At 67.9% G+C, this 25765-nt stretch carries 27 protein-coding genes and 1 tRNA gene; 1 reads left to right on the top strand and 27 read right to left on the bottom strand.

Features of this window, described 5'->3' with window-relative positions; all coding sequences use genetic code 11:
- Position 1 precedes the first annotated feature (1 nt).
- Together nirK and LYSHEL_RS03700 are read right to left on the bottom strand one after the other, a co-directional pair.
- Positions 2-1516 carry a copper-containing nitrite reductase gene (gene nirK, locus LYSHEL_RS03695; RefSeq protein WP_213435783.1) on the bottom strand — a complete coding sequence of 505 codons (1515 nt, stop codon included), beginning with the start codon at positions 1514-1516 and terminating at the stop codon, positions 2-4.
- 28 nt (positions 1517-1544) lie between these two features.
- A complete protein-coding gene (locus LYSHEL_RS03700; RefSeq protein WP_213435785.1) occupies positions 1545-1841 on the bottom strand; it encodes a hypothetical protein in 297 nt (98 codons plus the stop codon).
- Between the two features lie 57 nt (positions 1842-1898).
- Here LYSHEL_RS03700 and LYSHEL_RS03705 point away from each other — a divergent pair, with 57 nt between their 5' ends.
- Positions 1899-3065 (top strand): alginate export family protein, encoded by a 1167-nt coding sequence (locus LYSHEL_RS03705; RefSeq protein WP_213435787.1) that lies wholly within the window; start codon positions 1899-1901, stop codon positions 3063-3065.
- On the opposite strand, the gene LYSHEL_RS03710 is transcribed toward LYSHEL_RS03705, so the two are convergent.
- From LYSHEL_RS03710 to aspS, 25 genes are all read right to left on the bottom strand, one after another.
- The gene (locus LYSHEL_RS03710) at positions 2986-4107 is read right to left on the bottom strand and encodes a PLP-dependent cysteine synthase family protein (RefSeq protein ID WP_213435789.1); all 1122 of its coding nucleotides are present in this window, start codon (positions 4105-4107) and stop codon (positions 2986-2988) included. The genes LYSHEL_RS03705 and LYSHEL_RS03710 overlap by 80 nt on opposite strands.
- The gene (locus LYSHEL_RS03715; RefSeq protein ID WP_213435791.1) at positions 4104-4508 is read right to left on the bottom strand and encodes a SirB2 family protein; all 405 of its coding nucleotides are present in this window, start codon (positions 4506-4508) and stop codon (positions 4104-4106) included. Before LYSHEL_RS03715 ends, LYSHEL_RS03710 begins: the two co-directional genes overlap by 4 nt.
- Entirely contained in the window at positions 4505-5740 is a 1236-nt protein-coding gene (locus tag LYSHEL_RS03720; RefSeq protein WP_213435793.1) for an NnrS family protein, read from the bottom strand. The genes LYSHEL_RS03715 and LYSHEL_RS03720 overlap by 4 nt, the downstream gene beginning before the upstream one ends.
- 3 nt (positions 5741-5743) lie before the next feature.
- Complete coding sequence (locus LYSHEL_RS03725) at positions 5744-8059, bottom strand: nitric-oxide reductase large subunit (protein WP_213435795.1); 2316 nt, start codon at positions 8057-8059, stop codon at positions 5744-5746.
- A gap of 88 nt (positions 8060-8147) precedes the next feature.
- Positions 8148-8900, bottom strand: a complete 753-nt coding sequence (locus LYSHEL_RS03730; protein WP_213435797.1) for a cyclic nucleotide-binding domain-containing protein — start codon at positions 8898-8900, stop codon at positions 8148-8150.
- Positions 8901-8928: 28 nt separating this feature from the next.
- Complete coding sequence (gene hemN, locus LYSHEL_RS03735) at positions 8929-10326, bottom strand: oxygen-independent coproporphyrinogen III oxidase (protein ID WP_213435799.1); 1398 nt, start codon at positions 10324-10326, stop codon at positions 8929-8931.
- A gap of 8 nt (positions 10327-10334) precedes the next feature.
- Positions 10335-10571, bottom strand: a complete 237-nt coding sequence (locus LYSHEL_RS03740) for a hypothetical protein (RefSeq protein WP_213435801.1) — start codon at positions 10569-10571, stop codon at positions 10335-10337.
- Between the two features lie 214 nt (positions 10572-10785).
- A tRNA-Lys gene (locus tag LYSHEL_RS03745) sits at positions 10786-10861 on the bottom strand.
- A 35-nt stretch (positions 10862-10896) separates the two neighbouring features.
- Positions 10897-11565, bottom strand: a complete 669-nt coding sequence (gene queC, locus LYSHEL_RS03750) for a 7-cyano-7-deazaguanine synthase QueC (RefSeq protein ID WP_213437558.1) — start codon at positions 11563-11565, stop codon at positions 10897-10899.
- An 8-nt stretch (positions 11566-11573) separates the two neighbouring features.
- Complete coding sequence (gene queE, locus LYSHEL_RS03755) at positions 11574-12257, bottom strand: 7-carboxy-7-deazaguanine synthase QueE (protein WP_407075154.1); 684 nt, start codon at positions 12255-12257, stop codon at positions 11574-11576.
- 39 nt (positions 12258-12296) lie between these two features.
- On the bottom strand, positions 12297-13115 hold the full coding sequence (gene ybgF, locus LYSHEL_RS03760) for a tol-pal system protein YbgF (RefSeq protein ID WP_213435805.1): 819 nt from the start codon (positions 13113-13115) through the stop codon (positions 12297-12299).
- 8 nt (positions 13116-13123) lie between these two features.
- Complete coding sequence (gene pal / locus LYSHEL_RS03765) at positions 13124-13669, bottom strand: peptidoglycan-associated lipoprotein Pal (protein ID WP_213435807.1); 546 nt, start codon at positions 13667-13669, stop codon at positions 13124-13126.
- Positions 13670-13755: 86 nt separating this feature from the next.
- The gene (gene tolB, locus LYSHEL_RS03770) at positions 13756-15057 is read right to left on the bottom strand and encodes a Tol-Pal system beta propeller repeat protein TolB (protein ID WP_213435809.1); all 1302 of its coding nucleotides are present in this window, start codon (positions 15055-15057) and stop codon (positions 13756-13758) included.
- A gap of 85 nt (positions 15058-15142) precedes the next feature.
- A complete protein-coding gene (locus tag LYSHEL_RS03775) occupies positions 15143-16096 on the bottom strand; it encodes a cell envelope integrity TolA family protein (protein WP_244858649.1) in 954 nt (317 codons plus the stop codon).
- A complete protein-coding gene (locus LYSHEL_RS03780; protein ID WP_213435811.1) occupies positions 16093-16533 on the bottom strand; it encodes an ExbD/TolR family protein in 441 nt (146 codons plus the stop codon). Before LYSHEL_RS03780 ends, LYSHEL_RS03775 begins: the two co-directional genes overlap by 4 nt.
- Before the next feature lie 15 nt (positions 16534-16548).
- The gene (gene tolQ, locus LYSHEL_RS03785) at positions 16549-17346 is read right to left on the bottom strand and encodes a protein TolQ (protein WP_244858651.1); all 798 of its coding nucleotides are present in this window, start codon (positions 17344-17346) and stop codon (positions 16549-16551) included.
- Complete coding sequence (gene ybgC, locus LYSHEL_RS03790) at positions 17343-17777, bottom strand: tol-pal system-associated acyl-CoA thioesterase (protein WP_407075155.1); 435 nt, start codon at positions 17775-17777, stop codon at positions 17343-17345. Before ybgC ends, tolQ begins: the two co-directional genes overlap by 4 nt.
- Positions 17758-18822: a Holliday junction branch migration DNA helicase RuvB gene (gene ruvB / locus LYSHEL_RS03795; protein WP_213435815.1), complete on the bottom strand. Its 1065-nt coding sequence runs from the start codon at positions 18820-18822 to the stop codon at positions 17758-17760. Before ruvB ends, ybgC begins: the two co-directional genes overlap by 20 nt.
- A 51-nt stretch (positions 18823-18873) precedes the next feature.
- Positions 18874-20796, bottom strand: a complete 1923-nt coding sequence (locus LYSHEL_RS03800; RefSeq protein ID WP_213435817.1) for a potassium transporter Kup — start codon at positions 20794-20796, stop codon at positions 18874-18876.
- Positions 20797-20807: 11 nt separating this feature from the next.
- Positions 20808-21395: a Holliday junction branch migration protein RuvA gene (gene ruvA, locus LYSHEL_RS03805; protein ID WP_213435819.1), complete on the bottom strand. Its 588-nt coding sequence runs from the start codon at positions 21393-21395 to the stop codon at positions 20808-20810.
- A gap of 19 nt (positions 21396-21414) precedes the next feature.
- A complete protein-coding gene (gene ruvC, locus LYSHEL_RS03810; protein ID WP_213435822.1) occupies positions 21415-21936 on the bottom strand; it encodes a crossover junction endodeoxyribonuclease RuvC in 522 nt (173 codons plus the stop codon).
- 10 nt (positions 21937-21946) lie between these two features.
- Entirely contained in the window at positions 21947-22681 is a 735-nt protein-coding gene (locus tag LYSHEL_RS03815; protein ID WP_213435824.1) for a YebC/PmpR family DNA-binding transcriptional regulator, read from the bottom strand.
- A gap of 38 nt (positions 22682-22719) precedes the next feature.
- On the bottom strand, positions 22720-23298 hold the full coding sequence (locus tag LYSHEL_RS03820; protein ID WP_213437562.1) for an esterase/lipase family protein: 579 nt from the start codon (positions 23296-23298) through the stop codon (positions 22720-22722).
- 50 nt (positions 23299-23348) lie between these two features.
- Complete coding sequence (locus LYSHEL_RS03825) at positions 23349-23879, bottom strand: GNAT family N-acetyltransferase (RefSeq protein ID WP_244858716.1); 531 nt, start codon at positions 23877-23879, stop codon at positions 23349-23351.
- 5 nt (positions 23880-23884) lie between these two features.
- Positions 23885-25651 (bottom strand): aspartate--tRNA ligase, encoded by a 1767-nt coding sequence (aspS, locus tag LYSHEL_RS03830; protein WP_213435826.1) that lies wholly within the window; start codon positions 25649-25651, stop codon positions 23885-23887.
- Between the last annotated feature and the right edge of the window lie 114 nt (positions 25652-25765).

A 25765-nucleotide genomic window follows, 5' to 3' on the forward strand; every position in this document is an offset into this window, starting at 1 on the left:
CTCAATGTCCTTCGGACGCCGTGGCGGGCTTGGCGGCGCGCAAGGCGGTTGCTTCTTCCTTGGTCACGCGCCCACCCGGATTGCCCCAGCTGTTGAGGACGTACGTGGCGATGTTCGCCACTTCGTCGTCGGTGAGCTGGCTCATCGGCGGCATGTTGGAGTTGTACTCCTTGCCGTTGACGGTGACCTTGCCGACCAGGCCATGCAGGATGATCGAAGGCACGCGCTTCGGGTCCGCTGCGATGAAGTCCGAACCCGCCAGCGGCGGGAACACGCCCGGCATGCCCTGCCCGTTCGCCTGGTGGCAGGTCGAACACGTGCCGGCAAAGAGGGCTTCACCTGCCTTGACCTGGTCCTCGGCCGTCAGCGCGCCGGTCTTCGCGGCCGTCGTGGCCTGGCTCACGGCCGAAAGGTTCGCACTGGCGCGGTCGCCGATGTACATCGCATCGACTTCCTTGCCGGAGTAGATGTCCTTCCGCTCGGGGCCTTCGGCTTTCAGGATCGCGAGTGCGCCCTTGTTGAACGCGCGGAAGATCGAATGATCGACGAGCACGTAACTGCCCGGGACCTCGATGTGGAAGTCCATGATCGCCGCGCCGCCCGCGGGGATCAGCGTGGTCTGCACGTTCTCCTGGAACCGCGTGCCGCCCTCGAACCACACCTTGTCGAAGATCTCGCCGATCACGTGGAAGCTCGAGACGAGATTGGGACCGCCGTTGCCGACGTACAACCGCACGGTTTCGCCGGTCTTCGCCGTGAGCGCCTTGTCGCCGGTGAGTGCGCCTTCCATGCCATTGAACAAAACGTACGTCGGACGCTCGTCGATCGCCTTCTCCATGTCGAAGGGCTGGAGGCCTTTCTCGCGGTACTTGCCCGTCGTGTAGAAGTCGCCCTGCATCACGTAGTACTCGCGGTCGACCTTCGGCATGCCTTCCGGCGGTTCGACCAGGATCAGGCCGTACATCCCGTTGGCGATGTGCATGCCCACCGGCGCGGTCGCGCAGTGATAGACGAACAGCCCCGCATTGAGCGCCTTGAACGTGAAGCGCGAGACGTGGCCCGGCGCGGTGAAGCTCGATGCAGCACCGCCGCCCGGTCCGGTCACGCCATGCAGGTCGATGTTGTGCGGCATCTTGCTGTGCGGCATGTTGCGCAGGTGCAACACCACCGTGTCGCCTTGCCGCACGCGGATGAAGCTGCCCGGCACCGTTCCGCCGAACGTCCAGAACGTGTAGGTCACGCCTTCGGAAATCGGCATTTCCTTTTCGATGACATCCAGTTCGACGATGACCCGCGCGGGCGTCTTGCGGCCCGTGGCGGGCGGCACCATCGGCGGCGTCGTCAGCACCGCACGGACATCGGGGCCCTGGGGTGGGCCGAGGTCGCCCTTGAGCGAGCCACCGGATTCGGTGGCGACGGGCTTTTCACCATCGACCGCCTTCTCCTTGCCGCCGCAACCTGCAGCGGCTGCAACGCAGGCAGCCACCACGAAAACGCGTGCGAAGCGCTTGATCATCTCCCGACTCCTTGTTTGCTGGCGGTCGTCAGAACGGAACAGACATCGCGTGCGGCGCCGGAATCTCGTCCGCGGCTGGCGCACTCGCGGATCGCGGAACGGATGCCTCTGCAGTAGCCACCAGTCCGGCCACGGCAAGCGCGGCGGCGAGCAGCAAAGCAGAGACAAGCGCATAGAGGGTTACGTCTTTCATGGTGTTTCCCCGGTCATCCGTTGGAAGGAGATTTGCGGGCGTAGTCTCTGCCCGGTGCGCCGGGGTGGCCCTGACCTGGATCAAGCGCAAGCGGCTTTGCAGGGCGGCACGATGTCCCTTGACCTGGGTCATGGCCGAGGCCAGGGGGAACGGCGAGATTGCCGCCAACTCCCTGTCCGGACGGCCTGGATGAACATGTTCCGCGGTGGCTGTGCACTCCTCCTCGCCGTACCGACCCTCGCGTGCGCGCAGGTGTCGGCCGAGTGGAACGTGCGCCTGCGCAACGAGCACGTGGAGGACCACGCCTTCCTCCACGACGCCGACGCCACGACGTTGCGTCTGCGCCTCGGCGCGAAGTTCGTGTGGTCCGACGAATGGTCCGCGCTCATCGAGGGCGAAGGCATCGTGGCCGGTGGCGCGCACGACGATGGCGCCAACGGGCGCCGCACCTTGCCTGCGATCGTCGATCCCGAGGGCGCCGAGTGGAACCAGGCCTGGGTGGCGTGGAAGCGCGGCGGCAAGCAGGCAACGCTGGGTCGCCAGCGCGTGACCTTCGGCAACCAGCGCTGGGTCGGCAACAGCGGTTGGCGACAGAACGAGCAGACCTTCGATGCGCTGTCGCTGCAGTGGCACGTGCGCGACCAGCTCGACGTGCGTTACGCCTGGTTCGATCGCGTCCATCGCGTCGCCGGCGATCGCGCGATCGATCCGCTGGCGCGCGAACGCAACCTGTCGACGCATGCGTTCTGGCTGCAATGGGCGAGCGGTGCGACGTGGCAGTGGCAGGCCTTTGCGTTGTTGCACGACGACCTGGACGTGCGCACCGCCTCCACCGCCACCTCGGGCCTGCGGGTCTCGACGACGCGCAAGCCGCAGACGACGGGTCCGTCGATCGCGGCGGAATACGCCCTGCAACGCGACTACGCCGACAACCCGTTGCACTTCGCGCATTCGTACTGGAGGATCGAGCCGGCGTGGACGTTCGCGCAGGCCACCGGGCGACTGGGGTGGGAACACCTGGGTGGCAACGGGGCCCATGCATTGCAGACGCCGCTCGCCAGCCTGCACGCCTTCAACGGTTGGGCCGACAAGTTCAACGCGACGCCGCCGGGCGGCCTCGACGATCGCTGGCTCGCGCTCGAAGGCGCGGCGCGCGCCGGCACGCTCGAATGGCAAGTCGCCTGGCATCGCTACGACGCGGACATCGGCGGCGATTACGGCTCGGAGTGGAATGCGTCGCTCGGCTTCCCCGTTGGCAAGCGCGTCAAGGGGCTCGTCAAGTACGCGGACTACGCGGCGGACGGCTTCGCGCAGGATACGACGAAATTGTGGTTCCAGCTCGAGTGGTCGCGCTGAGCGCGTCGTCCAGCTCGGCCGGCAGCACCGGCGGCGCGATGCCGCGCTCGCGCAACCATGCGGTCGAGTACAACGTTTCGTCGTAGCGCTCGCCGCGGTCGCACAGCAAGCCGACGATGCTGCCGTGCACGCGGCGCGCGCGCATCCGCGCGGCCAGGCGCAGGCACGCGATGAAGTTCGTGCCGGACGAACCGCCGTAGCGACGCCCGAGCAAGCCTTCCAGCGCGTGCATGCCCGCGATGGAGTCCGCGTCCTCGACTTCGATGACGTGGTCCACGACCTCGAACACGAACCCCGGTTCGACGCGCGGCCGTCCGATCCCTTCGATGACGGTGCTGCGCGAGGCAGTCGCCTTCCGATCGCGCGTGCGCCATCCTTCGGCGAAGGCGCTGCCTGCAGGCTCGGCGACGCACAGGCGCGTCTGCAATCCGCGATAGCGCAGGTAGCGGCCGATCGTCGCCGACGTGCCGCCCGTTCCGGCGCCGCACACCACCCACGCCGGCTCGGCGTCGGGCTCGTGCGCCATCTGCGCCAACAGCGACTCCGCGATGTTGTTGTTGCCGCGCCAGTCGGTGGCGCGCTCGGCCAATCCGAATTGATCCAGGTGGCAGGCACCGCGTTGTTCGTGCCAGCGCGCGCGGTCGTGGACCGCGGCGGGATCGTCGACCAGGTCGCACGTGCCTCCCAGCGCGCGCACGTCGGCGATCTTGCGCGGCGCGGTGCACGCCGGCATCACCGCGACGAACGGCAGGCCCAACAGGCGCGCGAACCACGCCTCGGAGATCGCCGTGCTGCCGGACGATGCATCGACGACGGTCTGGCCCCGGTGCAGGCGGCCATTGCACAACGCATACAGGAACAACGAACGCGCGAGGCGGTGCTTCAGGCTGCCGGTCGGATGCGAGGCCTCGTCCTTCAAGTAGAACGCGATCCCCGGGAACGCGGGCAAGTCCAGCCGGAGCAAGTGCGTGTCGGCCGAGCGCGCCTGTTCCTGGCGCAGCGCCGCCATCGCGCTGCCGATCCACGCGCGCTCGGTCGTCATGACAGCCACCAGCGCACCATGCCGAGCGGATCGTGCGCGCGCGCCGTGGCGTAGATCGCGCCGAACGCGAGCAATGCCGCGACGTAACCGATCGCGCCGCGCCTCCGGTGGAGGCGCGCCTGCTTCAATGCGATGGTGCCCAGCGCGATGTAGGTGACGATCAGCACGAGCTTGACCGCAAGCCAGCCGTTGCCGAACACCGAGCGCGGCAACACGGTGAGCAACATCAGTGCAGCCGTGAGCAAGGCCGTATCAATGGCCCAACTCGTCCAGCGCACCGGCCCCGCGTACGGCCAGCGCGCACCGCCCAATGCGAAGCCGCCGCGCAACGCGAACAACGTGCCACTGAGCAGCGCGATGAACACGTGGAAGGCCTTGATCTGCGGATAGAACGCGATCATCCGGGCTTCCCGTCAATACGCGCGGTGACATAGATGCGGCCCAGGCGCGCGATCCACGGGACCAGCGCCACGATCCAGCCGATGGCCGCCACCACGTGCCAGCGCATCGGATCCGCATCGAGTTCCGAATACACGCGAACGATCGCCACGAGCTGCAACGTGCCGTAGGCGAACCACGCCGCCGCAGGCATCTGCAACGGGCGGCCCGAATGCCCTTGCGTCACGCGCGTCACCATCGCGACCAGCACGCTGCCGAAGAAGCCGATGAACAACGCGTGCGCCGGCGCGCGACCCAGCGTGAACTCGCCCGTCGTCGCATACACGAGGCTCTGCGCCGAATAGAGGATGAAGGTGATCGGCAACCACGCCAGCCCGATGAACAGCACGCGCAGCAACGCCGGTTGCGGGCCGATCGGCCACCACCGCACGCACATGACCACGGCGCAGGCCAGCAGGGGCAGGTCCGCGATCCACAGCCATGCGTAGGCGTGGAGGAGTTCGAGCCCCAGGTGCAAGGCAACGAACATCCACGCCGTCGCGAGCAACCAAAGCGGACGCCAGGGCACGTAACCGGCGACGGCATTGCTTGCGAAAAACGGAAACATGCGATGGGCGACGGTGAGGTACATCGGCAGCAGGAATCCGAACGTCCCGATCTTGATCGCGACGAACGCCCAGATCGGCGATGCACCCAGGACGAACGCCGTCCACGCGCCGAGCCCGACCGCACCCAGCGTGAGCGCGGCGAGGCAGGAACGCGCGTGCCACGTGGTGCCGCGTTCCCGTTTGACGAGCCAAGCGAGATTCGCAAGCGCCCACGTCCAGCCCGCGAGGGTCAGCGCCGCGCCGACCACGATCCCCGGGGACCATCCGCAGGCCCCGAGGAGCGTTGCGAACTGGCCGCCGAACACGCCGACGCCCACCGGGATGTAACGCGCGCGCCGCAAGTCGGGCAAGCCCATCCAGCGCGGGAACACCGTGAGCAGGAAGCCGAAGACGAAGCTCGCCAGCACCTGGTATTGCATGACGATCGCATGCAGCCAGCCGGCGTAGGGCGTGGGCTGCGGCATTCGCAGCCATTCGGACCAACGCGCGGAAACCAGCCACGCGGCCCACCACGCCATCGCCAGCAACAGGTTGCCCGCACCGATGAAGAACATCATCCGATGCGGGGCCTGGAGCAACAGGCGCGGCGAGAGGTTCGCGCGCGCCTGCGATGCGGCTTCGCCCATGCTTCAGCCCTCCCTGTCCGTCACGCCTTCCGCCACCGGCAGGCGCTTCGGCGCGACCCACAGGCGGAACATGAACCACGCCAGCGCCAGGGCGCCGACGCTGAAGATCGTGTCACCCGGGACGCGCATCCACACCAGCATGTCGACGATCGGCCGCTGCATGAACTCCGCCGAGCGCGCATACGCGTAGCCATGTTCGATGGCCGCGAGCAATTGCATGATGCCGAGGGGCAGCAAGGTGAGCAGCGCCATCAGGGACAGGCCGATGTTGAAGCACCAGAAGGCCACCTTCAACGCACGCGTGTCCCACGCCATCTGCCCCCGCAGCCCGCGCATGCAGAAGAGCATCAACGCGATGCCGAGCATGCCGTAGACACCGAACAACGCGGTGTGGCCGTGCAGCGGTGTCAGGTTGAGACCCTGCATGTAGTACAGCGACAGCGGCGGATTGATCAGGAAGCCGAACAGCCCCGCGCCGACCAGGTTCCAGAACGACACCGCGACGAAGAACAGGATCGGCCAGCGATAGCGCGCCATCCACGGCACGGCCTTGCCCAGCTTGAAGGTGTGGTACGCCTCGAAGCCGATGTAGGCCAGCGGCACGACTTCCAGCGCGCTGAAGCTCGCGCCCAGTGCCACGACGGCGGTGGGCGTGCCGACGAAGTACAGGTGGTGCAACGTGCCCAGCACGCCGCCGGTCATGAAGATGATCGTGGCGAACAGCACGGCCGTCGTCGCGGATTTCGCCTCGACCAGGCCCAGGCGCGTGAAGATCAACGCCATCACCGCGGTGGCGAAGACTTCGAAGAACCCCTCCACCCACAGGTGCACCAACCACCACCGCCAGTATTCGACTTCGGAGATGTGCGTGTGCTCGCCCCACATCAGCGCGGCGCCGAAGAACAGGCCGATGCACACGGTGGAGAGGAACAACAACGCGACGATCGCCTTGGTGTCGGTGCGTGGACCGCGCAACACCGGCCACAACGCGCGACCAACGAGGGTCAGCCACAGCAGCAGGCCGACGAACAGGAACCACTGCCAGAAGCGGCCCATGTCCGCGTATTCCCAGCCCTGGTGGCCCCACCAGAAATTCAGGTCGAGCCCGAGCTTCTGCATCACCGCCAGCCATTGGCCCGCGAACGCGCCGACCACGATGACCAGCAGGCAGACCCATAGCGCGTTCACGCCGAAGCGCTGGAACCGCGGCTCGTGGCCGGACATCGCCGGTGCGATGTACAGGCCCGTGCCCAGCCACGCAACGGCGATCCAAAACACCGCCAACTGCGTGTGCCAGGTGCGCGTGATCGAGTACGGCAGGATGTCCGAGAGTGCGAAGCCGTAGGCCTGCTGGCCTTCCACCTGGTAGTGCGCCGTCATCGCGCCGAGCAGGATCTGCACGAGGAACAGCGCGAGCACGACCCAGAAGTACTTCGCCGTGGCGCGCATCGACGGCGTCACGCGCAGCGCGGCCATCGGATCGCTCGCAGGAATCGCGTGCGGCTTCTCGCCACGTGCATGCGTCCGCGCGTGGTGCCAGCCGAGCAAGCCGATGCCCGCGATCAGGAACAGCACGCTGAAGGCCGACCAGACCCACATCGACGGCGGAGGCGTATTGCCCAGCAAGGGTTCGCTGGGCCAGTTGTTGGTGTAGGTGACTTGCTTCGACGCGGTGCCTGCTTCGGTCGCGACATTTCCGGCGCCCGGGCGCTCGGTGCCCGCGGCCCACGCCGTCCACCAGAAGAAGGCCGTCAGCGAACGCCGGTTCGCCGCATCGGGCACCGTGCCCTCCTTCATTGCGTAGGCTTCGCGCAATTTCGCGGTGGCCGGATCGTTGCCGAAGAGACTCTCGTAGTGCGCGGCCACGTTGGACAGCGCGACGACGCGCTCGCGCGTCAACGTGATCACGCCGTTGGACGCGTCGTAGGTATTCCGGCGAAATTGCGCCTGCAATCTTCCGCGCAGCGCGGCCTGCCGTTCGGCGGACAATCGTTCGTATCCGGCGCTGCCCTCGGCGCGCGCCCACTGGTCCAGCATCGCAACCGCTTCGCGATGCAGCCAGTCGGCGCTCCAGTCCGGTGCAACGTAGCCCCCGTGGCCCCAGATCGAGCCCAGCTGCATGCCGCCCATCGATTGCCAGACCTGGCGGCCGCGTTCGATGTCGTGGCGCGTGTACACCGTCGCGCCCGTGGCATCGACGACGCGCTCCGGTATCGGCGGCGCCGCACGGAAGATTTCCCCACCCGCCCACAGCAACACCGCGAACGACGCGATCAACAGCGCCGCCAAGCCCAACCACAGCTTCCGCGTGTTCTCCATAACGCCTCCCTTGAGTTTGGGAGACATGCTGGTCGCGGGCGCTCACGGCCGCCTTGACCCAGGTCAAGCCGCCGCGCCGCGGGACAGGTCAATTCCTGAGGACGGGCGCGGCCAGGGCGTGCAGGGCGTCGGCGTCGAGCAGTTCGAGTTCGCGGCCATCCACGCGCACCAGCTGCTCCTGGTGGAACCGGCGCAACACGCGGCTCACGGTCTCCGGTGCGAGGCGCAGGTAGTTGCCGATGTCGGTGCGCGGCATCGAGAGTTGGAAGCGGCGGGCGGAAAATCCCCGGGACTGCAGGCGTTGCGACAGCCCCACCAGGAACGCGGCCATCCGCTGGTCCGCCGACCAATCGGCCGCCAACAACTCCGCGCGGCCGATGTCGCGGCTGAGCAGGCGGAACAACTGGCGCTGCAGCCCGGGCATCCGCGCGGCGAGGACCGCCATCTTCGGGAACGAGAAGCGGCACAGCATGACGGTGTCGAGGGCGACGGCATTGCACGGGTAGTGTTCGCCGTCGATGCCGTTGAGGCCGATGATCTCGCCGGGAAGATGGAACCCGAGGACGTGTTCCTGCCCGTCCGGATCGACCACGTAGGTCTTCACCGTGCCCGCGCGCACGGCCGCGATGGCATCGAAACGATCGCCCTCGCGGAAAATGTGGTCTCCCGGGGCCAGCGGACCGTAATGCTCGACCAGCACATGGAGGTCGCCCAACGCACTCTTGTCCATGCCCTGGTCCATGCAGGCCTGGGAGAAAGCGCAGGTCGAACAGAAGTGCAACGCGTCGCCGTCGTCGGACAGCGTGCGTGCGTCGTTGTTCGGAAAGACGGCCGGCCTCATCGGGGAGCCATGGTACGCCGGGGGACGGTCAGATGGCGCGGGAGAAGCGCGGCTTCTCCGTATCGGCGGTCGCATCGAGGTAGTGGTCGAAGCACATGGCGATGTTGCGCAGGAACAGGCGACCGCGACCCGTCACTTCGATGCGGTGCGCTTCGACACGCACCAGTCCATCCGCGACCAACGGCGCGAGTCGCTCGAGACCTTCGCTGAAGTACGCGCGGAAGTCGATGCCGGCACGATCCTCGATCGCGTCGATCGCGACTTCGCCCTGGCACATGAGCGACTGGATGAGGCTCGCGCGCAGTTGGTCGTCCTCGCTCAGTTGCATGCCGCGGAACACGGGCAGGTGGCCCGAATCGAGCATCGCTTCCCAGGTCGGGAGATCGCGCGCGTTCTGGCTGAACGTATCGGCGACGTGGCTGATCGCGCTCACGCCGACGCCGACGAGATCGCTGTCGGCATGCGTCGTGTACCCCATGAAGTTGCGATGCAACCCCCCCTGCCCCTGCGCGACGGCGAGGTCGTCGCCCGGCAGCGCGAAGTGGTCCATGCCGATGTAGCGATAGCCTGCCTGCGTGAGGCGTGCGATCGCCTGCTGCAACAGGACCAGGCGCGCTTCCGGATCGGGCAGCGTGAATGCGTCGATCCTGCGTTGCGGCTTGAACAAGGCCGGCATGTGCGCGTAGCCGTAGGCGGCGACGCGGTCCGGCCGCATGTCGACCACCGTGTCCAGGGTTCGGTTGAAGCCGGCCACGGTCTGCTTCGGCAACCCGTAGATCAGGTCGATGTTGACGGAGCGGAATCCCTGCGCGCGGCACGCATCGACGACCGCGCGCGTTTCGTCGACGCCCTGGACGCGATTGACGGCCACCTGGACGTCGTGGTCGAAATCCTGCACGCCGAGGCTGGCCCGATTGAAGCCGCACGCGGCGAGTTGCGCGATGTCGTGCGTGTCGACGTGGCGCGGGTCGAGTTCGATCGAGATGTCGCGATCTGCACCCTGTGCGATACGGAAGTGCGTTCCGATCGTGTCGACCGTTTCGCACAATTGCGCCGGAGACAGGAAGTTCGGCGTGCCGCCGCCGAAGTGCACCTGGATCAGCTCGCGGTCGCGATCGAACAGGTCCGCCGCGAGGGCGATCTCCCGGTACAGCCGTGCGAGGTACGCGTCCGCGCGTGTCTTGTCGCGCGTGATCACGCGGTTGCAGCCGCAATAGAAGCAAGGGCTCTCGCAGAACGGGACGTGCACGTAGAGCGACAGGCGCCTGGGGATCAGGTCCCCGTTGCTCGACGCGGCGGCCTGGCGGAGTTCCCGCTCGCCGAAGCCGGCATGGAATTGCGGGGCCGTCGGGTACGAGGTGTAGCGCGGGCCGGGACGGTCGTAGCGGCGCAGCAGGTCGGCATCGAAAGCGAGCGTGGCGTCCATGGAAGGATTCAGCCCCCGCAACCGCCACAGCATTCCGACGGCAGTTGCTCCACGTCGCACGGCGCGACGAGCAGGCCGGCCATGCCGAGGGCGAGCAGGAGTTCCGCGTCGGGGAGCAGCGTTGAAACGCGCAGGCGCCCCGCGGCGTCGACGTCGATGAGCGCGGAGGGATCCAGGTCGTTGAGACGGTCTGCGATCCGGTCGAGGCTGGCGACGTGGCTCGAGGGCGAGATCAGGTACTGCATGGCGGCGGGTCTCGTTGAGGATGCGAGGATCCTCGGCGATGCCGCGCAGGTCGGCCCTGATCCAGGTCAAGGCCCCGACCGATGGCGGGCTCGGAGTCCGCGCCCAACCTGCTTGAACCGCTACGACAAGCGCGCGCCGCACGTGAAACCGTCGGCGTGATTGATGAAGGTATTTACGTAGCGCGGACGACGCACGCGCAAGTCATTGAATCGATGGTGGGCCGTGATGGATTCGAACCATCGACCAGCGGATTAAAAGTCCGATGCTCTACCGACTGAGCTAACGGCCCACAGGGGGTGACGCGGGTTGTAACGGGGCGGGATTCTAACTTACGTAGCGCGTGGGATCGGCGATGCCGGCGGCCGTGAAGCCATCCGCACGCAATCGGCAGGCGTCGCAATGGCCGCAGGCGCGGCCGTCGGCGTCGGCGCGGTAGCACGACACGGTCTGCGCGAAATCCACGCCCAGGCGCATGCCTTCACGCACGATGTCGGCCTTCGACATGCGCAGCAGCGGGGCGTGGACGCGGATGCCGGCGCCTTCCACGCCCGCCTTGGTGGCGACGTTCGCCAGGCGCTCGAAGGCTTCGATGAATTCGGGACGGCAATCGGGATAGCCGGAGTAATCGACGGCATTCACGCCGCAGAACAGGTCCGCCGCGCCCAGCACTTCGGCCCAGCCCAGCGCGACCGACAACATGATCGTGTTGCGCGCCGGCACGTACGTGACCGGGATGCCGGGGCCGCCCGCATCGGGCACGTCGATGCCGGCATCGGTGAGCGCGGACCCGCCGATCAGGCGCAGGTCGACCACGACGGTCTTGTGCGTGGCGCCCATCGCATCGGAGACGCGATCGGCGGCGTCGAGTTCGGACGTGTGGCGCTGCCCATACTTCACGCTCAATGCGTAAGGCTCGAAGCCCTGTTCGCGCGCGATCGCGAGCACGACCGCCGAATCCATGCCGCCCGACACGAGGACGACCGCCCGTTTCACCTGCGTCATCAGCGCCCCGGCTCGTCGCCCCACAGGGCCTTGTGCAATTGCATCTGGAAGCGGACCGGGAGGTGTTCTTCCACGATCCAGTCGGCGAGCGCGCGCGGCGAGACCTGCGCATGGCTCGGCGAGAACAGCACGTCGCACTTGTCGGCGAGCGCGTGTTCGCGCAGCACGTCGACGGCCCAGTCGAAATCGGCGCGGCTGCAGACGACGAACTTCACCTGGTCGTGCGGCGTGAGCAGCGGGAGGTTGCTCCACAGGTTGCGCGCGACTTCGCCGGAGCCCGGCGTCTTGATGTCGACGATGCGCGACACGCGCGTGTCGACGTCGCCGATGTCGATGGCGCCGGAAGTTTCGAGCGAGACGATGTAGCCGGCGTCGCAAAGTTTCGACAGCAAACCGATCACGCGCTTCTGCGCGAGCGGTTCGCCGCCGGTGACGCACACGTGGCGCGCGCCGTGGCGTGCGACTTCGGACAGGATCGCGTCGATGTCCCACCAGTCGCCGCCGTGGAAGGCGTACGCGGTGTCGCAGTACTGGCAGCGCAACGGGCAGCCGGTGAGGCGCACGAACACGGTGGGCCAGCCCGCATCGCGGGCTTCGCCCTGCAGGGACAGGAAGATTTCGGTGAGCTTGAGGCGATCCGCGGCGAGCGCGGAGGCCGCCTGCGCGGGCTGGACAACGGACATGGCGCGCATTTTACGCGCCCTGCCCGCCTGGCCGCGAACTCAGCGGACGCGGCCCAGCTGGATCGCGCGGAGGCGATCCTCGGCGGTGCGGGCGGCGTCGGTGCCGGGATAGCGCTGCGAGACCTGGGCCAGGGTGGCCTCGGCGGCTTCCATGCGCTTCAGGCCGTACTCGGCCAGGCCCACCTTCAGCAGGGCGCCGGGGGCCTTGTCGTGCGTGGGGTAGCGGTCGAGCAGCGCCTGGAATTGCGTGAGGGCGAGCTCGTAGTTCTGGGTGACGTAGTAGCTCTCGCCGAGCCAGTACAGGGCGTTGGGCGCGTAGGTGCCCGCCGGGTAGTCGGTGAGGAAGGCCTGGAATTTCTGGGCCGACTGCACGTAGTCGCCGCCGCGGAGGATGGCGAAGGCGGCTTCGTACGCGGTGCGTTCGTCGGCGCCCTGGGCGACCCGGCCGGCGTCGCCGCGGACGGTGGGCGCGCGGTCGGGCGTGACGGTGGTAGTGGGCGTGCTGCGCGGCGGCGTGGATGCGCGCGGCGGCGCCGCGGTGCTGGCCGCCGGCGCGGGTGCGGCGGAAGCCCCGCCTTCGAGGCGGTTGAGGCGCCCGTCGACGTCCAGGTACTGGCTGCGCGCGGCTTGCTTGAGTTGTTCGTTCTGCTGCTGCAGGTCTTCGAGCTGCGCCCGCAGGGCCTGCACTTCCGAGCGCAACTGTTGCACCTGGTTGAGCAGGTCGACGTTGCCCTGGTTGTTGGCGGCCTGTTGTTCGAGCGCGGCCACGCGGTCGGCGAGGCTGGCGCGCTGCGCGAACGCGGGCGCGGCAGCCACGAGGGCTGCCGCGAGCGTCGCAAGGACGAAAGTCTTGCGCATGCGTTGCATCACTTGGCGGTGTAGACGATCTCGACGCGACGATTCTTGGCCCAGCAGTCTTCGCTGGAATCGTTGCAGGTCGGACGCTCTTCGCCGTAGCTCACCACGGTGATCTGGCTGCCGGAACCGCCGTTGGCCTGCAGCGCGGAGGACACCGCGTTGCCACGGCGCTCGCCGAGGCCGAGGTTGTATTCGCGGCTGCCGCGTTCATCGGCGTTGCCTTCCAGCGACATGCGCGCGGACGGACGATCGCGCAGGTACTTGGCGTGGCAGGCCATCGCGGCCTGGAATTCCGGACGCAGCGCGTCCTGGTCGAAATCGAAGTACACGATGCGCGTGCGGAGGCAGGCATCGGTGTCCAGGTCTTCCGGACCGTAGGCGCCCGGCGTGGTGGCCGGTGCTTCGGTGACGGGGGCCTGCGTGGTCGGCTCGGCCGGCGGCGGGACTTCCTTGACCTTCTTGCTGCAGGCCACGGCGGCGGTGCACATGACGGCCACCAGCAGCGCCTTGCCGAAGCGGTTCTTGCCGATAGCGTCCAGGGAGATTGCGTTCATCGTCGTTCCTCGTCTTCTCGCAGGGGGATGGCCGGGATGGTCCGCGGCCAGGTTGGTTCGTGTCGCGGGAGTCTACGCCCGCCTGTTCAGCGGCGCTGTCGGAACGGGCCCCACGACGGTTCCTGCACATTCGCGCCATCGACCGGAAGGCGCGCACGCGCGCGACCATCGGCGGACACGGTGTACAGGACGCTGCGGCCGCCTTCCTTCGCTGCGTACAGCAGCATGGCGGCGTTCGGGGCGAAGGTCGGCGATTCGTCGAGCGAACCCGGCGAGAGCGGCGTCCAGCGTCCGCCGCCGAGGCTCGAATCGAACAACGCGATGCGATACGTGTTGCCGTTGCCCTGCGCGGTGGCGATTTTCTTGCCATCGGGGGACACGGTGGCGCGCGCGTTGTAGCTGCCCTGGAAGGTCAGTCGCGTGGCGCCGCCGCCCGCGGCCGAGGCCTTGTAGATCTGCGGCTTGCCGCCGCGGTCGGACGTGAAATACAGCGAGCCGCCATCGGCGCTCCACACCGCTTCGGTATCGATGCCGAAATGGTTGGTGATCTGGCGCAACTGCTTGCTGCCCAGGTCCATCACGTAGATCTCGGGGTTGCCGCTCTTCGACAGCGTCATCGCGAGCTTCGTGCCGTCCGGCGAGAACGCCGGTGCGCCGTTGATGCCGCGGAAGCTGGCGATGAGTTCGCGCCCGGTGCTCGTCAGGTTCTGGATGTAGATCGACGAATTGCCGCGATCGAAACTCACGTAGGCGAGCTTGCGGCCATCCGGGCTCCACGACGGCGAGAGGATCGGCTGCGGCGAGCTCACCACGGCGATCGGGTTGAAGCCGTCGCTGTCGGCGACCATCAGCTTGTACGAACGATTGTTGCCGGTGCCCGCGGCGGTGACGTACGCGATGCGCGTCCAGAACGCGCCCCGCACGCCGAGGATCTTTTCGTACACCGCGTCGGCGAGCTGGTGCGACAGGTCGCGCGCGCCGGTGGCGGGCAGCGTCATCACCTGGCCGAGCACGCGCTGCTGCTTGGCGATGTCGAACAGTTCGTATTCCACGCGCAGGTTGCCGCCGCTGTTGTCGATGCGGCCGATCAGCAGGTAGTCCTGCTTGAGCGTGCGCCAGGTCGGGTAGTTGACCTGCGCGGCGGTGGTGGGCCGCTCGATCATGTCGGCGACCGGCAGCGTGCGGAACTGGCCGCTGCGCTCGAAGTCGGCGGCGATGACCTTGGCGATGTCCGTGTCGCCGGCGCTGCCCGCGAAGGGCACCACGGCGATGGGCAACGCGGCCGCGCGGCCACCGACGACGTCGATCTGGGGGATGTCCTGCGCGAAAACCGGCAAGGAAAGGACGACCAGGGCGATCGTGGCGAGGCGGCGCAGCGTTCGGGTCATCGGGGGATTCCTGAATGGAGCGGTGTTGTTAACAGCTTGGCCGTGAAATGCGCATTAAAGATGAACGCGCCGACACCCGGCGGTTTCAATCGTCGTTGGGGCGGAAGCGGATGCTGAGGTCGCGGGAGAACACGGACTCGAAACCGGCATATGGCAACGGCTGGGCCTTGAGCACCGCGGCCTCGACCGAACGCTTGCCCTGGTCGTCGTAGGGACACGACGGCAGGACTTCGACATCGATGACTTCGCCGCCCGGCACCTGGCGGATGCGGATGGGACAGACCTGGCCCGCCGGGATGTTCTCGGGCCGGTTCCAGTTCATGCGGATCGCATCGGCGATCGCGGCGTAGTACTGCGCCTTGAGGTTGTTGTCCGGGCCGTTGTTGCCCGGCGGCGGGCTGGCCTGCGCGTCGGATTGCGCGGCCGAATCGGCGGCGCTGCGCGCGTCGGCGAGCTGGCGGAGTTTCTGTTCGGCGAGGTTGGCCTCGCGGCGGTTCTGCTCGCGCTGCTTGCGCACGTCGGCGAGCTGCGCGAGGCGATCGCGTTCCATCTGCGACAGGCGACGCGTGCGCTCGGCTTCGAGCTGGCGTTCCTGTTCGGTGACGTCGATCTGTTCCTGGCGGCGCTTTTCTTCCTGCTCTTTCGGCGCGGGCGGCTTGGGCGAAATGGCCTGCGCGCTCGCGGCGTCCTGCTCGCGCGTGTCGGGTTCGACGATCGGCGCCTGCGGGGTCTGCTGTTGCGGCTCGGGCGCATCTTCCGGACGTTTTTCCGGAATCGGTTGTTCCTGCGGCGCGGCTTCCGTTTCCTCCGGCGGCGCGGGCTGCGGCGTCGGTTGCGACGGACGCGACGCCAACGCACGACGCATCGACGCGGACAACGCGTTCGGATCGACGAGTTCGGCTTCGATCGGCGGGCCGGCCGGGTTCACCGGCGGCTCCTTGAACCACGGCAGGCCGAAATACATCAGGAGGAGCAACACCGCGTGCAACGCGACCGCCGCGATGATGGCCTCCGTCGTGTCGGACGACCGCTCCTTCACCGTTGCGGCGCCCCCGCCTGGCTCATCAGGCCGGCGCGCGGGACGTTGGCGCGCGTCTGCAGCGCGGTGAGCACGTCGTAGACCTTCTGGTAGGCGACGTCGTTGTCGGCGGCCACGTACACCGGCACGTCCTTGTTGTTGCGCGCGTACGCGCCGACCTGCTGGACCATCTGGTCCATCGTGACCGGCGTGTTCTTGCCGCCCTGCAACACCACCCACAGGTTGCCGTCGCGATCGAGGCTGACGACCACGGGGTCTTTCTTCTGTTCGAGCGGGCGCGCGTTGGATTGCGGCAGTTCGATGTCGACGCCGAGGTTCAACAGCGGCGCGGTCACCATGAAGATGATCAGCAGCACCAGCATCACGTCGATGTACGGCACGACGTTGATCTCGGCCTTCAGCTTGCGCTTCTTGCGGCGCGAAGACATGGCGGTCATGGGGTGGCCCTCGCCTTATTCGTCGACGTGCGCCTGGCGCTGCAGGATCGACGAGAACTCTTCGGAGAACGCGTCGTAGCGCGTCGCGATGCGTTCGACCTTGGTCGCGAAGCGGTTGTAGGCCCACACCGCCGGGATCGCGGCGAACAGGCCCATCGCGGTGGCGATGAGGGCTTCGGAAATGCCGGGCGCGACCTGCGCGATCGTCGCTTCCTTCATGTTCGCCAGGCCCTGGAACGCGATCATGATTCCCCACACCGTGCCGAACAGGCCGACGTACGGGCTGATGGAACCGACGTTGGCGAGGAACTCCAGGTTGTGTTCCATGCCATCGAGTTCGCGCGAGGTGGTGGCGCGCATCGCGCGCTGCGCGCCTTCCAGCTGCATGCGCCCGTCGGCGCCGCGGCGCTGGCGCACGCGGTTGAATTCGCGGAAGCCGGCTTCGAACACGGCTTCCATGCCTTCGGCGGCGCGGCCGCGCTCGGTGGCGCCGGAGTAGAGCTTGGAGAGTTCGGCGCCCGACCAGAAGCGTTCTTCGAAATGGATCGCTTCGCGTTCGGCGCGCGCGAGCACGCGCTGCTTGCGGATGATGATGACCCACGAGGCCACCGAGGCCAGCAGCAGCAACAGCATCACCAGCTGCACGGGCAGGCTGGCGTGCGTGATCAGGTGCCACAGGTCGAGGTTGGCCGACGGGGCGGCGCCGGCGGCGGCCTGCCCGGCGAGTTCGACGGTGCGCGCCTGCGCATCTTCCGGCAGGGCCTGGGTGGTCGCGGCGGGGGCGGTGGCGAGCATCGCGAGCAGGGCGGTCATGCGGGGGTCTCCACGAGGGCGTTCAGTGCTTCGAACAACGGTTGCGGGATGGGTCGGGGTTTGAAGCCCGCCGCGGACAGCGCAGCCACGCGCACTTCCGCATCGAGCAACAGGGTGTCGCCGCACCGGATGGACTGCGCGATCACCAGGCTCGCGCGGCGGCATTGCACCAGCGAGACGGAAACCTGCAACGCATCATCCAGGCGCGCCGGCAGTCGGAAGTCGATGCGCATGGCCCGCACCGCGAACACGAGGTCGTGCTGCGTGCGCAGGACATCCTGGCCATGCCCCTGCGCGCGCATCCATTCGGTGCGTGCGCGTTCGAGGAACGCCAGGTATTGCGCGTGGTAGACCACCCCACCGGCGTCGGTATCCTCCCAATACACCCGTGTCGGCCAACTGAACACAGGCTCAACTTTCGCTTGCATCATCGGGCAACGTGCGTTCGGCTTCGGCGAACAGGTCTTCGCGCGCGCCGGTTTTCGGGCGCAGCCCGAGGTGGCGATAGGCCTTCGCCGAGGCCATGCGGCCGCGCGCGGTGCGGATGAGATAGCCCTGCTGGATGAGGTAGGGCTCGATCACGTCCTCGAGCGTGCCGCGTTCTTCGCTGAGCGCGGCGGCCAGCGATTCCACGCCGACGGGGCCGCCGTCGAACGAGTCGATGATGGTGCGCAGCATGCGGCGGTCGAGTTCGTCGAAGCCCTGCGGGTCCACCTTCAGCATCTTCATCGCGTCATCGGCCACCTTGCGGTCGATGTGGCCCTGCGCGCGCACCTGCGCGAAGTCGCGCACGCGCCGCAGCAGCCGGTTGGCGATGCGGGGCGTGCCGCGCGCGCGGTTGGCGATTTCCGCCGCGCCGTCGGCTTCGCAGGCGATGCCGAGGATCGACGCGGAGCGGCGCACGATGCGCGTGAGTTCTTCCGGCGTGTAGAACTCCAGCCGCTGCACGATGCCGAAGCGGTCGCGCAGCGGCGCGGTGAGCAGTCCCGCGCGCGTGGTGGCGCCGATGAGGGTGAACGGTGGCAGGTCGAGCTTGATCGAACGGGCCGCGGGGCCTTCGCCGATCATGATGTCGATCTGGAAATCCTCCATCGCCGGATACAGCACTTCTTCGATCGCGGGCGAGAGGCGATGGATCTCGTCGACGAACAGCACGTCGTGCGGCTGCAGGTTGGTCAGCAGCGCGGCGAGGTCGCCGGCCTTCTCGATCACGGGGCCGGACGTCTGGCGCAGGCCGACGCCGAGTTCGTTGGCGATCACGTGCGAGAGCGTGGTCTTGCCCAGGCCGGGGGGCCCGAAGATCAGCACGTGGTCCAGCGCTTCGCCGCGGGCCTTGGCCGCCTCGATGTAGATCTGCATCTGCTCGCGGACGGGCGCCTGGCCGAGGTATTCCGAGAGTTTCTTCGGGCGGATGGAGGCTTCGACGGCCTCGTCTTCGCGGGTGGCCCCGGCGGTGATGATGCGGTCCTCGGTCATGCGCCTATGGTGGCACGGAAGGCCGGCAACGACACCGGCGCGCAGGGCGGATCAGATCTCGACCTGCGCCCCCAACTCCACCAACCGGTTGCCCGGGATCCGGAAGAAGCCCGTCGCCGGCGCCGCATTGCGGTGCATGAAGGCGAACAGGCGGTCGCGCCAGATCGGCATGCCGCGATGGCGCCCCGCCACCACGTTCTCGCGGCTGGCGAAATACGTGGTGTCCATCGGGTCGAACGGGATGCCGCCGCCGGCGTCGCACGAGCGCATCAGCGCCAGCGGCACGTCCGGCGTTTCCATGAAGCCGAAGCGCACCGTCACGCGATAGAAGTCGTCGCCGATGGGCTCCATCTTCAGGCGCTTGTCCTTCGGCGCGGTGGGCACGTTGAGCGTCTCCACCGTCAGGAACACGTTGGTCTCGTGCAGCACCTTGTTGTGCTTGAGGTTGTGCAGCAGCGCATGCGGGATGATGCCCGACTGCCCGGTGAGGAAGATCGCGGTGCCCGGCACGCGCGTGGGGGGCGCCAGCATCAGGCCCGGCAGGAAGGTATCGATGTGGATGCCGTCCTTGACGATTTCGTCGTACAGCAGCGTGCGCCCGCGGCGCCAGGTGCGCAGCACGGTGAACACCACGATCGCCAGCACCACCGGGAACCACGCGCCGTCGAGGAACTTCACGCCGTTGGCGACCAGGAACGCGGTGTCGATGATGCCGAACAGGATGCACAGCGGCAGCACCCAGCGGCGCGCCTTCGGCCACATCGCGCGCGCGACCAGGAACAGCAGCAGGGTGTCGATCAGCATCGTGCCGGACACCGACACGCCGTACGCCGAGGCCAATGCGGTGGAGCTGCGGAACATCAGGACGAGGGCGATCACCGCCAGCATCAGGATCCAGTTGATCCACGGGATGTAGATCTGCCCGATCGTGTCCTTGGACGTGTGCTGGATGCGCATGCGCGGGATGTAACCCAGCTGCATCGCCTGGCGCGCCACCGAGTACGCCCCGGTGATCACGGCCTGCGATGCGATCACCGCCGCGGCGGTGGCCAGCCCGATCATCGGGATGCGCGCCCAGTCGGGCACGCCCAGGTAGAAGGGATTGCGCGCCATCGCCGGATCCAGCAACAGCAGCGAGCCCTGCCCCATGTAGTTGAGCATCAGCGCGGGCAGGACGAACCAGTACCACGCATGCCGGATCGGCCGCGCGCCGAAGTGGCCCATGTCGGCGTACAGCGCCTCGCCGCCGGTGACGGCCAGCACCACCGCGCCGAGGATGAAGATCGCGTGCGTGCCGTGCGTCATGAAGAACTGCATGCCCCACCACGGATTGATCGCGTGGAAGACTTCGGGGTTGTGGCGGATGTTCATCACGCCGATCGCCGCCAGCGACACGAACCACACCAGCATCACCGGCCCGAACACGCGCCCGACGCGCTGCGTGCCGTAGCGCTGCGTGCCGAACAGCAGCACCAGCACCGCGAGCGTGATCGGCACGATCCAGGTGTGCAGCTTGGGCGCGACGATGGTGATGCCTTCGATCGCCGACAGCGTGGTGATCGCCGGCGTGATCACGCCATCGCCGAAGAACAGCGACGCACCGAAGATGCCGAGGATGCCGACGGCGTACGCCGAGCGCGAATTGCGCGGCAACGTGCGCTGCGCCAGCGCCATCAGGGCCATGATGCCGCCCTCGCCTTCGTTGTCGGCGCGCATGATGATCGTGACGTACTTCAGCGTCACCACGATCATCAGCGCCCAGAACACCAGCGACAGGATGCCGAGCACCGTGTCGTGGTTGGCGGTGAGCCCGTAGTGCGGCGAGAACGCTTCCTTCAGCGTGTACAGCGGGCTGGTGCCGATGTCGCCGAAGACCACGCCGATCGCGCCCACGGCCAGGCCCAGCAGGCCCGTGCGACCGTGGCCATGCGACGCGTGCGCGTTGTCGGACGCTTTGGAAGAGGTGTCGGCCATGGACCCGGGGCTCAGCGGAGCGCGGACTTTAGCGCCTTGCGGATGATGGTGGCGGCCTCGTCCCCGGCGGCCGCGGCGTCGCGCGCCATGCGGACGGCTTCGGCCGGCTTGTAACCCAGTTGCTGCAGGGCCACGACGGCTTCGGACATGGGATCGGCCGGCACGCTGCCCCCGATCGGCCCGCCGCCCCCGCCGAAGTCGGCCGCGCGGTCGCGCAGCTCGACCACCATGCGCTCGGCGGTCTTCTTGCCGATGCCGGGGATGCGGGTCAGGGCCGTCACGTCGCTGGTCTGCACCAGGCGCGCGAACTCGTCGACGCTGGTGCCGGACAGCACGGCCAGCGCGATCTTCGCGCCGATGCCGCTCACCCGCTGCACGTCGCGGAACAGGCGGCGCTCGCCTTCGCGCAGGAAGCCGTACAGCGACACGCTGTCTTCCTTCTGTGCGTAGTGCGTGAACAACGCGACTTCGCGCCCGACGTCCGGCAGGTCGTAGAACGTGCTCATCGGCGCTTCGAGCTCGTAGCCCACGCCGTTGACGTCCACGACCAGCCACGGCGGCTGCTTGTGCACGAGGATTCCCTTCAGGCGTCCGATCAAGGCGTGGCTCCAGGATGGGTCAGCGACGACGCAGCAGCGCGATGCTCGCGCCGGCGCGCAACGCGGTCGCGCTCATGTGTGCGTGGGTGAGTGCGACCGCGAGCGCATCGGCGGCGTCGGCCTGCAGGCGCACGTCGGGCAGCTTCAGCAACAGGCGCACCATGTGCTGCACCTGGCCTTTTTCCGCCGCGCCGCGGCCGACCAGCGATTGCTTGATCAGGCGCGGGGCGTATTCATGCACGGCCAGGTGGCGGCGCACCACGGTAGCCAGCGCCGCGCCGCGCGCGTGCCCCAGCTTCAGCGCCGAGCTCGCGTTCTTGTCCATGAAGACGGTTTCGATGGCCACTTCGTCCGGCCGCCACGCATCGATCAGCGCTTCGAGGCCTTCGCACAACTTGCCCAGGCGCGCGGGGAAATCCGCGGCGTCCAGCAGCACCAGGGCTTCGGCATGGACGAACGTGCAACGCCCCGTCGCGTCGACGTCGATCACGCCGACGCCGGTGCGCTGGGAACCGGGGTCGATGCCGAGGATGCGGGTCACGCGCTCGAGTCTACGCCGCGTATGCGTCGGCGCCGAGGTCGGCGTTCGAGTAGACGTTCTGGACGTCGTCCAGGTCTTCCAGCCAGCGCAGCAGCTTGACCACCTGCTGGGCGGTTTCGCCGGAGACGGCGATGTCGTTGTCGGCGCGCATCGTCACTTCGGCGATGTCGGGCTTGAAACCCGTGCCTTCCATCGCGGCCTTGACCACGTCGAAGGCGTCCGGCGCGGTGAGCACGTCGATGGATCCGTCGTCGGGATAGACCACCACGTCGTCGGCGCCGGCGTCGATCGCCGCTTCGGTGATGCGGTCTTCGTCCGAGCCCGCGGCGAACGACAGCACGCCCACCTTCTTGAACATGAAGGCCACCGAGCCATCGGTGCCCAGGTTGCCGCCGAACTTGCCGAACGCATGGCGCACGTCGGCCACGGTGCGGACCTTGTTGTCCGTCAGGCAGTCCACGATCACCGCGACGCCGCCCGGGGCGTAGCCCTCGTAGCGGATTTCCTCGTAGCTCACGCCTTCCAGTTCGCCGGTGGCCTTCTTGATCGCGCGCTCGATGACGTCCTTGGACATGTTCACCGACAGGCCGCGATCGATGCCCGCGCGCAGGCGCGGGTTGGTCGCCGGATCACCGCCGCCGGCACGCGCGGCGACGCCGATCTCGCGGATCACCTTGGTGAAGATCTTGCCGCGCTGGGCATCGACGGCGTTCTTGCGGGCTTCGATGGAAGGGCCACGACCCATGGGGAACCTGATCTGCGACTGGTGCGGGGGCGCAGATTCTACTCGTGGGTGAAGCGTCCCGTGCGCAGGAACGCCACCGCCTGGTCCGCCGCGGCGTGCGACACGAGCAGGCCGCTGTGGCTGGCATCCACCACCACGTGGTCGGCCAGACCCGGCAACTGCGTTTCGGCGATGGCGACCGTGCCGTCGTGGTCCCCGTCGAAATGGCCGAAGAACCGGCCCAGCCCGTGGGGCGCGCGGCCGGCGACCACGCCGAGCTCGGCCTGCCCGTTCCAGCTGGGGAACCCCGTGCGCAGGAGTGCTGCGCTGCGCCCGAGCAGCATCGTGGACATCGGGAAGCGCAGCACCCCGGCCGCCGCGCCGCTGCCGCCGAGCGGCGCGCCCAGGCATACGATGCGGCGCACCGGCAGGTGCGGTGCGTCGTGCAGGGCCTGCAAGGCGATCAGGCCGCCCAGGCTGTGCGCGACGATATGGGTGTCGCGTTCGCCGATGGTTTCGATCAGGCGCGGCACCGCGAGGTCCGGGCCGTCGGCGACGCTGGCGTACGAAAAGATTTCGGTGTCGAACCCCGCCGCCTGCAGGCGCCCGGCGAGCCAGTGCATCGCCATGCCGGGCATCCACAGCCCGTGCAGCAGGAGGACGCGCGGCTTGCCGGCGCCGTCGGGGCTCACGCCTTCGGGCCGCGCCGCAGGATGAATTCCGGATCGCGCACGCTGCCGACCAGGAATTCGTAGTTGCCCACTTGCTCGAAGCCCAGGCGCTGGTAGAAGCGCTGCGCACCGAAGTTCTGCGACCACACACCGATCCACAACGTCGTCGGGCCGTCTTTCTCCAGCCAGTCGAACGCGGTGTGGATCAGGCGGCTGCCCGTGCCGCCGTTCTGCGCGGACGGCAACAGGTAGATGCGCTTGAGCTCGCCGTCCTCGGGCTTCACGTCCGCGTGCGGCAACGTGCACGGGCGACCGGCGAGCGCGTAGCCCACCGCTTCGCCGTCGCGTTCGGCCAGCCACACGGCGCACGCGGGATCGGTGAGGTACTTGCGATGCACGTCGACCGAATAGCTGTCGTGCAGGAACTGCGCGAGGTCCGCCGGCGGATACAGGTGCCCGAACGCTTCCACGAACGCGCGTTCGGCCAGCACCGACCACGCCTGCGCGTCGTCGGGCGTGGCGCGGCGGATCACGACTTCGCTCGCCACCGCGCTCACGTCGCGGGCTTCTCGCGCACCGACACGTGCACTTCGGCGAGTTGCTTGTCCGGCACCGGCGACGGCGCGCCGGTCATCAGGCACTGCGCGGTGGTGGTCTTCGGGAACGCGATGACGTCGCGGATCGATTCCGTGCCCGCCATCAGCGCGGCGATGCGGTCGATGCCGAACGCGATGCCGCCGTGCGGCGGCGCGCCGTACTTCAGCGCGTCGAGCAGGAAGCCGAACTTGCCTTCCGCTTCTTCCGCGCCGATGCCGAGCAGTTCGAACACCGCCGACTGCATCGCCGAGTTGTGGATGCGGATGGAACCGCCACCGATCTCGTTGCCGTTGAGCACCATGTCGTAGCCGCGCGAGACCGCGGTCTTCGCGTTCGCGCGCAGGTCGTCGATGCTGTCCACGGCCGGCGCGGTGAACGGGTGGTGCAGCGCGACGAAGCGGTTTTCTTCGTCGTCCCACTCGAACATCGGGAAGTCGGTGACCCACAGCGGCGCCCAACCGTCGGCGACGAGGCCGAGGTCCTTGCCGAGCTTCAGGCGCAGCGCGCCCATGAAGTCCGACGCGCTCTTGTACGTGGCCGCGCCGAAGAAGATCGCATCGCCCGGCTTGGCACCGGTCGCGTCGAGGATCGCTTTCTGCGTGGCGTCGTCGAGGAACTTGGCGATCGGCGAATTGATCGCGCCGGTCTCGTCGAGCTTCATCCATGCCAGGCCCTTCGCGCCGTACTTGGCGGCGTGCGCGGCGTAGTCGTCGATCTGCTTGCGCGAGAACTGCGCGCCGCCCGGCGTGCGCAAGGCCACGACGCGACCGTCGGCGTGGTTCGCCCAATCGGTGAACACCTTGAACTCGCAGGTCTTCACCAGCTCGGCGATGTCGGTGAATTCCATCGCGATGCGCAGGTCCGGCTTGTCCGACCCGTAGCGGCGCATGGCTTCTTCGTACGTCATGCGCGGGAACGGGTTGGCCAGTTCGACGTTCATCACTTCGCGGAACACGACGCGGATCATGTCTTCCACGGTGTCCTGCACGTCGCGCTCGGACACCCACGCGAACTCCATGTCGAGCTGCGTGAATTCCAGCTGGCGATCGGCGCGCAGCGCTTCGTCGCGGAAGCAGCGCGCGATCTGGTAGTAGCGGTCGAAGCCCGCCATCATCAGGATCTGCTTGAACAGCTGCGGCGACTGCGGCAACGCGTAGAACTCGCCGGGATGCATGCGCGCCGGCACCAGGAAATCGCGCGCGCCTTCGGGCGTGGCCTTCGTCAGGATCGGCGTTTCGATGTCCTGGAACCCGCGCGCATCGAGCCAGCGGCGCAGCGACTGCACCAGCCGGATGCGCGTGCGCATCATCTGCTGCATCTCCGGGCGGCGCATGTCGAGGTAGCGGTACTTCAGGCGGATGTCTTCGCCCGGGTTTTCGTGCGCGTGGAACGGCAGCGGCTCGGCCTTGTTCAACAGCTCGATCTTCGTCGCCACCACTTCCACCTGGCCCGTGCGGAGCTTGGGGTTGACGCTGGAACGGCGGCGCACGGTGCCGGTGATGCGCAGGCAATCCTCGTAGCCCACCTTCGCGGCGGCTTCGACGACTTCGGCATTGCCGGCGACGTCGGCCTGTTCGGCGACCACCTGCACGATGCCTTCGTGGTCGCGCAGGTCGATGAAGCACAGGCCGCCGAGGTCGCGGGCGACGTCCGCCCAGCCGCACAGGGTGACGGTCTGTCCGACCAGCGCCTCGTCGACGAGGCCGCAGAAATGGGTACGCATGGGGGGGTCCGAACCGGGAGGCCGGGCATTTTAGCCGAGGGGCGCGGGGAGCATCGGTCCGATGCACGGCCGGAATGGGGGTCTTTCGGCCGTTAGGCTTCTCGAAGGCGGGCA

The sequence above is a fragment of the Lysobacter helvus genome (assembly GCF_018406645.1).
In the GTDB taxonomy this organism is placed as follows: Bacteria; Pseudomonadota; Gammaproteobacteria; order Xanthomonadales; family Xanthomonadaceae; genus Noviluteimonas; species Noviluteimonas caseinilytica.

What these genes read in the sequence shown, in the direction of transcription:
- nirK (WP_213435783.1), bottom strand. Translation starts at nt 1,516, where the DNA reads ATGATCAAGCGCTTCGCACGCGTTTTCGTGGTGGCTGCCTGCGTTGCA.
- LYSHEL_RS03700 (WP_213435785.1), bottom strand. Translation starts at nt 1,841, where the DNA reads ATGACCCAGGTCAAGGGACATCGTGCCGCCCTGCAAAGCCGCTTGCGC.
- LYSHEL_RS03705 (WP_213435787.1), top strand. Translation starts at nt 1,899, where the DNA reads ATGAACATGTTCCGCGGTGGCTGTGCACTCCTCCTCGCCGTACCGACC.
- LYSHEL_RS03710 (WP_213435789.1), bottom strand. Translation starts at nt 4,107, where the DNA reads ATGACGACCGAGCGCGCGTGGATCGGCAGCGCGATGGCGGCGCTGCGC.
- LYSHEL_RS03715 (WP_213435791.1), bottom strand. Translation starts at nt 4,508, where the DNA reads ATGATCGCGTTCTATCCGCAGATCAAGGCCTTCCACGTGTTCATCGCG.
- LYSHEL_RS03720 (WP_213435793.1), bottom strand. Translation starts at nt 5,740, where the DNA reads ATGGGCGAAGCCGCATCGCAGGCGCGCGCGAACCTCTCGCCGCGCCTG.
- LYSHEL_RS03725 (WP_213435795.1), bottom strand. Translation starts at nt 8,059, where the DNA reads ATGGAGAACACGCGGAAGCTGTGGTTGGGCTTGGCGGCGCTGTTGATC.
- LYSHEL_RS03730 (WP_213435797.1), bottom strand. Translation starts at nt 8,900, where the DNA reads ATGAGGCCGGCCGTCTTTCCGAACAACGACGCACGCACGCTGTCCGAC.
- hemN (WP_213435799.1), bottom strand. Translation starts at nt 10,326, where the DNA reads ATGGACGCCACGCTCGCTTTCGATGCCGACCTGCTGCGCCGCTACGAC.
- LYSHEL_RS03740 (WP_213435801.1), bottom strand. Translation starts at nt 10,571, where the DNA reads ATGCAGTACCTGATCTCGCCCTCGAGCCACGTCGCCAGCCTCGACCGG.
- queE (WP_407075154.1), bottom strand. Translation starts at nt 12,257, where the DNA reads ATGTCCGTTGTCCAGCCCGCGCAGGCGGCCTCCGCGCTCGCCGCGGAT.
- ybgF (WP_213435805.1), bottom strand. Translation starts at nt 13,115, where the DNA reads ATGCGCAAGACTTTCGTCCTTGCGACGCTCGCGGCAGCCCTCGTGGCT.
- pal (WP_213435807.1), bottom strand. Translation starts at nt 13,669, where the DNA reads ATGAACGCAATCTCCCTGGACGCTATCGGCAAGAACCGCTTCGGCAAG.
- tolB (WP_213435809.1), bottom strand. Translation starts at nt 15,057, where the DNA reads ATGACCCGAACGCTGCGCCGCCTCGCCACGATCGCCCTGGTCGTCCTT.
- LYSHEL_RS03780 (WP_213435811.1), bottom strand. Translation starts at nt 16,533, where the DNA reads ATGACCGCCATGTCTTCGCGCCGCAAGAAGCGCAAGCTGAAGGCCGAG.
- tolQ (WP_244858651.1), bottom strand. Translation starts at nt 17,346, where the DNA reads ATGACCGCCCTGCTCGCGATGCTCGCCACCGCCCCCGCCGCGACCACC.
- ybgC (WP_407075155.1), bottom strand. Translation starts at nt 17,777, where the DNA reads ATGATGCAAGCGAAAGTTGAGCCTGTGTTCAGTTGGCCGACACGGGTG.
- ruvB (WP_213435815.1), bottom strand. Translation starts at nt 18,822, where the DNA reads ATGACCGAGGACCGCATCATCACCGCCGGGGCCACCCGCGAAGACGAG.
- LYSHEL_RS03800 (WP_213435817.1), bottom strand. Translation starts at nt 20,796, where the DNA reads ATGGCCGACACCTCTTCCAAAGCGTCCGACAACGCGCACGCGTCGCAT.
- LYSHEL_RS03815 (WP_213435824.1), bottom strand. Translation starts at nt 22,681, where the DNA reads ATGGGTCGTGGCCCTTCCATCGAAGCCCGCAAGAACGCCGTCGATGCC.
- LYSHEL_RS03820 (WP_213437562.1), bottom strand. Translation starts at nt 23,298, where the DNA reads ATGCCCGGCATGGCGATGCACTGGCTCGCCGGGCGCCTGCAGGCGGCG.
- aspS (WP_213435826.1), bottom strand. Translation starts at nt 25,651, where the DNA reads ATGCGTACCCATTTCTGCGGCCTCGTCGACGAGGCGCTGGTCGGACAG.